A 3,053-nucleotide genomic window follows, 5' to 3' on the forward strand; every position below is an offset into this window, starting at 1 on the left:
GTACGCACCCGCGTAGCCGCCGTCGTAGGGGCCCGCATCCGTCACCGGGGGCAGGTACGACGTCTGCTGGGCCGCCGCCGACTCCTCGTGCAGGGCCATCCCCAGCTGCGTCTCCGGCCCGCCGTACCCGTCGTCGCCCTGGCCCGCCGCCGGCGGGAACTGCGTGTGCCCGCTCGGCGGGCCGGTCCCGGCGCCGTCGTGCTGCTCCTCGTACGGGGCCCAGCCCGCGGGCGCCGAGGGGGCCGCCGACCACGGCGCGGGGTCGTGTCTCTGGTCGCTCATCGTGCGCCTAGCCTCCCGCGAACGGGGGCAGGACCTCAACCGTCCCCCCGTCCGCCAGCGCCACCCCCGCGTGGTCGCGCGCGCCCACGGCCCGCCCGTCCACGAGGAAGGAGCACCGGGCCAGCACCCGCGCGAGGTCCTCCCCGTGCCGCCCCCGGGCTTGACGGGGGCGGGCTTCGCCGCGGGTGCGCCGGGGACGCCGGGCTTGGCGGCGGCCTTCTTCGGCGCTGCGGGCTTGCCGGCGGGCTTGGCCGCAGCCGAGCCGTTGCCGGACTGGAATGCGTCAGTCAGTTTGCGTACGACCGGCGCCTCGATGGTCGAGGACGCCGAGCGGACGAATTCGCCAAGTTCTTGGAGCTTGGCCATGACGACCTTGCTCTCGACTCCGAACTCCTTGGCGAGTTCGTATACCCGGACCTTAGCCACTTCGCTCCTTCTGGTCCGGGGGTGTCCGCCGGACCGTCGCTACTTCTGCATGGGCGTACTCATCGCGTACTCATCGAGTGCTCATCGCAATCTCGACCCACTTCCGACTCGCGAGGTACCTGGCAGCGCGGGGTTCCGCGCGGCGCTCGTGTGCTGCGTACTCATGTCTGCCTCCACGGCCTGCTGCTCCACGAAGCGGTCCACGTCTGCGGTGCCGAGCGGGCCCCGGGCCCGCAGGGCCCGGACGAACGCCCGGCGGCGGACCGCCAGGTCGAGGCATGCCTTGACGGGGTGCAGATAAGCGCCCCGGCCGGGCAGCGTACCGCGGGGATCGGGGACGCATGCGCCGCCGGCCTCCACCACACGCAGCAGATCGCCTTTGGTCGCACGCACCCGGCACCCCACGCAGGTGCGCTCGGGGCAGCCCCGGGCGCGCGTCCGGCCAGACACGCTCAAGTCTACCTCCACGGTCGACGGGCACCCCTCCCGGGGGGCCAATCGAACGGCTGTTTTCGCCCAGGGCAACGCGCAGCCCACGGCGGGCCCGACGATACGTGATCTACGGCCCGCGGTGCGACCCGGTTTCCGCGGGCCGCCCCCGGGCCGGGAAAGCGGGTTCCGGGCCGGCCGGCCCGGAACCCCGGGTCAGTCCCCCGGCTGCTCGGTATCGGGGCGGATGTCGATGCGCCAGCCCGTCAGCCGGGCCGCCAGCCGGGCGTTCTGGCCTTCCTTGCCGATCGCCAGGGAGAGCTGGTAGTCCGGCACCGTCACCCGGGCCGAGCGCGCCGCCAGGTCGACGATGTCGACCTTGGTCACCCGCGCCGGGGACAGCGCGTTGGCGACCAGGTCGGCCGGCTCGTCGGACCAGTCGACGATGTCGATCTTCTCGCCGCCCAGCTCGGCCATCACGTTGCGCACCCGGCCGCCCATCGGGCCGATGCAGGCGCCCTTCGCGTTCAGCCCGGAGCGCGTGGACCGTACCGCGATCTTCGTGCGGTGCCCGGCCTCGCGCGCGATGGCCGCGATCTCCACCGAGCCGTCGGCGATCTCCGGCACCTCCAGCGCGAAGAGCTTCTTCACCAGGTTCGGATGTGTGCGCGAGAGGGTCACGGACGGGCCGCGTACGCCCTTGGTCACCCGCACCACGTACGTGCGCAGCCGGGTGCCGTGCTTGTAGTCCTCGCCCGGCACCTGCTCCTGCACGGGCAGGATGGCCTCCAGCCGGCCGATGTCGACCAGCACGTTGTTCGGGTCCTTGCCCTGCTGCACGACGCCCGTGACGATGTCGCCCTCGCGGCCCGCGTACTCGCCGAAGGTGATCTCCTCCTCGGCGTCCCGCAGCCGCTGCAGGATGACCTGCTTCGCGGTGGTGGCGGCGATCCGGCCGAAACCCGACGGGGTGTCGTCGAACTCGCGGGCCTCCCCGCCCTCCGGCACGTCGTCCGGGTCCTCCTTGGCCCAGACCGTGACGTGCCCGGTCTCGCGGTTCAGCTCCACCCGGGCCTGCTGGCGGCTGCCCTCGGTGCGGTGGTACGCGATGAGGAGGGCCGACTCGATGGCCTCGACCAGGAGGTCGAAGGAGATCTCCTTCTCCCGTACCAAGCCGCGCAGGGCGCTCATGTCGATATCCACGGCTACGAGCCCTCCTCGTCCTTCGTCACCTTGCGGTTGAACTCGATCTCGACCCGGGCCCCGGCGATCTCCCCGAACTCCAGCCGCCGGGCGCTGGGCTTGCGGCCCTTCACTCCCGGCACCTGCAGATCGACTCCCGCGTCGTCCACCGCGGTGATGCGTCCCACGACCTCGTCGCCCTCCCGTAGCTGCACCTTGACCAAACGGTCCGCGGCACGACGGTAGTGGCGCGGCAGGGTCAGCGGGCGGTCCGTACCCGGAGACGTGACTTCCAGGACGTACGGGCGGTCGCCCATGGCGTCGGAGGAGTCCAGCTCCTCCGCGACGCGCCGGCTCAACTCCGCGCAGGTGTCCAGGCCCACGCCGTCGTCGGCGTCGACCACGACCCGCAGGACACGCCGCCGGCCCGCCGGGGTGAGCGCGATCTCCTCCAAATCGAGGCCGCGTTCCTTGACGAGCGGCTCCAGCAGATCCCGCAGCCTCTCGTTCTGGGTGGTGCTCATCCGGGTGACTCCTCGGCCGCGTGTGCTGTTGTGTGACGTCACGTGTCCGGTCAAAGCGTATCCGCTCCACGACCGGTGCGTTGCCCACCGGTACGCTCGGCTCGTGCGGATCAAGGGACTCCCGGCGAGAAGGACCGTGCTGGCCGGTGCCGCCGTGCTGGCGGCGACAGGCACCACCGCAGGCTGTTCCGGAGACGGCGGCGACGACGG

3 protein-coding genes and 2 pseudogenes are annotated in these 3,053 nt (G+C 72.2%); all 5 read right to left on the reverse strand.

Features of this window, described 5'->3' with window-relative positions:
• Window positions 1-282 (reverse strand): annotated as a pseudogene (locus H5J30_RS24310) (hypothetical protein); the annotation flags it as partial.
• A gap of 7 nt (window positions 283-289) precedes the next feature.
• Window positions 290-562, reverse strand: coding sequence for a MoaD/ThiS family protein (locus H5J30_RS37740; RefSeq protein ID WP_374101019.1), 273 nt, complete (start codon window positions 560-562; stop codon window positions 290-292).
• A 329-nt stretch (window positions 563-891) separates the two neighbouring features.
• Window positions 892-1,158 (reverse strand): annotated as a pseudogene (locus H5J30_RS24325) (YlxR family protein); the annotation flags it as partial.
• Window positions 1,159-1,353: 195 nt separating this feature from the next.
• Entirely contained in the window at window positions 1,354-2,340 is a 987-nt protein-coding gene (gene nusA, locus H5J30_RS24330) for a transcription termination factor NusA (protein WP_181789502.1), read from the reverse strand.
• Between the two features lie 2 nt (window positions 2,341-2,342).
• Entirely contained in the window at window positions 2,343-2,843 is a 501-nt protein-coding gene (gene rimP, locus H5J30_RS24335; protein ID WP_181789503.1) for a ribosome maturation factor RimP, read from the reverse strand.
• Window positions 2,844-3,053: the final 210 nt, after the last annotated feature.

It is taken from the genome of Streptomyces phytophilus, assembly GCF_013870535.1.
Taxonomy (GTDB): Bacteria; Actinomycetota; Actinomycetes; order Streptomycetales; family Streptomycetaceae; genus Streptomyces; species Streptomyces phytophilus.